Origin of the sequence: uncultured Amphritea sp. (genome assembly GCF_937127095.1) — a bacterium.
Classification (GTDB): Bacteria; Pseudomonadota; Gammaproteobacteria; order Pseudomonadales; family Balneatricaceae; genus Amphritea.
The window spans coordinates 1-2,936 of the sequence record NZ_CAKZLP010000015.1 but is presented as its reverse complement, the minus strand read 5'-3'; the positions used below and the strand labels follow the sequence as shown (position 1 = coordinate 2,936).

Here is a 2,936-nt window from a genome sequence, read left to right as displayed (position 1 = left end):
CAGATAAGTATTACGTCGTCGAGCAGTTATCCCCTGACTGCTCCATATGAATTGTCTTAAATTACGAAATTTGTCATAACGCATTCTGAATAGACGATTAAATATATATGACATAATTTTTATCCAATGATTTTTTCATTTGAAAAAAGCAGCTAACCAATACGCTTTTTTCAGTTAATACCGGGGATAAGCAAGTTTCTCTGCGCAAGATAACGAAAATAATCAATGCGCGGAGACTACGTAGAGCTTAAGACTGATCGCTTGTAAGCCAGTTATTTATTGCAGACAGGTCTTCTTCCTGCAGCGCACCAACCGCAAATTTCAGACGCAATACGTTCAACACATAATCGTATCGCGCCTTGATCAAAGCCTGTCTTGCATCGGAAAGATCCTGTTCAACATCCAGAACTTCCACCAGGCTATTTTGACCACTACGGTAACCAGCTGACTTAGATTTCAGACGACTTTCCTGAGACTGGAGAGACTTTTCAAGCGCGCCGATTTGCACAATCGCTTCATTAATACGGGAGTAAGCATCATGAGCGGAACGCTCAACTGCGCGCTTTTTATCATTGCGATCTTCAAGCACACTATCACGCTTCGCTATTGCCTGACGCAGTTTGGCGGACGTTTTACCACCAGAATACAGCGGCACATTCAACTGAACGGTGATTTCTGTGGTATCGATATCGCTGGTACCACCGAATGGTGACCCCTCAATGGCTTCATTACCGTGAGTCAGAACCAGATCAAGCGTTGGATAATGGCCGCCGCGTAAGGCTTTAATCTCTTTATCCGCTTCGTTTAAAGAGAGGTTAAGCGCATGTAATTCAGGGTTGTTTTTTGCAGCAAGACTGACCCACTCTTCAGGGTCAGATGGCACAGGCATTTCAAGGCTGATATCGCTGCGCAATCGGGATAATGCACCCGGCATAGAACCTAAAGATTCTCGCAGCGCATAGCGACTATCCATTAAGCGACTCTTTAATTCGATCTCTTTACTCAAAGCATTCAGATAACGTGCCGAGGCATCCTGCAAGTCCACTGTTCGTACCAGACCTGTTTTATGCTTCTTTTCAGATACTTCAAAATGCTTAAACATCGCTTTCTTTTCGGCTGCAATCGCCTGAAGCTGATCACTCCGCTCCAAAACCAAAAAGTAGCTTTCTGACAGTCTTAATAACAACTGCTGTTTGGACAGGTTATATTCTACCTCTGCCCGATTAGCGCTGATTTTTGACTGGTCGTAGCGCTGCCAGCGGGAGTAATCAAAAATTGATTGGGTAAGTGTCAGGCCGTAGCTATCGGTGGGGTAGTCAGCAGAGTTGCCATAAAAGACCGCGTTATCTGACTCATTGATGGTTTTACTGGTCTCTTTATGCTCATACTGCAGCGATATGGTGGGGAGTAAATCAGCGCGACTTAGGTTGATGATTTCCTGATCAGCGCGAAATTTGTGATATGCGGAAAGGTATTTAGTATCATTCTTTTCAGCGACTTTCCAAACATCCATCAAATCTTCAGCCTGTGCCTGAGCTGAACAAAGCAACACCGAACAGAAACCCGTACTCACTAGAATACGGGTTAATTTATGATTAACCATGTCATCCCCCCTACAACCTCTTCCTGAGGTTTCTCTCACCATCAACCATGCGGAGAGCTGGCATCCCTATCTATAATTAATTTATATTTATCCTGAACAGCAGCATAGAATAGTTCCAGTGATAATCCATTATGGTCAACAAATATACAGAATTCAAACAATAAAACAGATGTATGACGCACTATTTCTGTGGCACAGAATAAAGCGATATAAAACAGAGCATTAACAGAAAAACCAGTAAAAACAATATATTAAGAAAAACTAATATTAAGCGCTTTTAACTTACCTCAAGTGAATCCAAACAATCGAATCATACACAGACACGACTGTTCTTATCTGATGACAATCGTCCGGAGATCGTTTATTAACCAGCGGTAGCCTTTCCACAGAAAGCGGTGGTAGCAAAATGATCAGACACAAAAAAGCGGGCGCATGATCAATGACGCCCGCTTTAACAGAATCGGCCAAACGAGACAGAACCCCGATACTAGGACTTGTTTGAGGTCTTACCCCGTAGTTTTTTCAGTTTACGTTTCTTAGCCCGGTTGCTCAGACCTTTAGAGGGCTTTCTCGACAGCCGGATCACTTCCAGTTCAGACTCGCTCAAACGTGAACCGCCTGGATTATCAGGCTTCGCCTCTAACTTTTGCCGTGAACCTTGTTGCCGCGAGCCTTGATCCGCTTTCGGTTCAGTTGCGCGTTTACGGGCAGGCTTAGCCGAGGTTTTTCGATCCGCCGCACCACCCCAGTGTGTTTCGCTCTCCGCCCCTTTCCGCGAAGAGGAGCGTTTAGGACGGGCGGACCCCGTCCTTTCAGGCTCAGAACGGCCGGAACCCGACCTGTCTGAGTGACGGCTACCCGAAGGTCTGCGCCCCTGGCGACTTTCCAGCTCAGCCATCGCAATCTTTCCAGAACGTAGCAACTCGCGCTTACTCAGCTTCTTTGGTTCAGGCTTTGTATTATCGCCTGACTCACCGGTCCCGGCGCCCTGCTTGTCCGCCGCATCGAGCTTTTTCACCAGTTCGAAATCGATTTTGCGGTCATCCAGATCAACTCTGGCAACCTGCACCTGCACCCGGTCACCCAGTCGGAAAGACTTACCGCTACGTTCACCATACAGGCGTTGCAGCGCGGCATCGTAGTGGTAATAGTCACCCGGCAGCGCAGAGATATGGATCAGACCTTCAACATAGACCTCTTCCAGCTCAACAAACACACCAAAGCCGGTCACCGCGGAGATAACACCGCTGAACTCATCACCGACACAGTCCTGCATATATTCGCATTTCAGCCAGGCCATCACATCCCGGGTGGCATCATCGGCACGCCGCTC

At 46.8% G+C, this 2,936-nt stretch carries 2 protein-coding genes; both read right to left on the bottom strand.

The features are described 5' to 3' along the window. Positions 1-247 precede the first annotated feature (247 nt). Complete coding sequence (locus tag Q0499_RS03350) at positions 248-1,603, bottom strand: TolC family outer membrane protein (RefSeq protein WP_299196027.1); 1,356 nt, start codon at positions 1,601-1,603, stop codon at positions 248-250. Between the two features lie 487 nt (positions 1,604-2,090). Continuing rightward, positions 2,091-2,936, bottom strand: an 846-nt coding sequence (locus Q0499_RS03345; protein WP_299196026.1) for a S1 RNA-binding domain-containing protein, incomplete at its 5' end; no start/stop codon positions are given.

Bases quoted from the DNA above. Each gene is read 5' to 3' on its own strand.
- Q0499_RS03350 (WP_299196027.1), bottom strand. From the start codon at position 1,603: ATGGTTAATCATAAATTAACCCGTATTCTAGTGAGTACGGGTTTCTGT.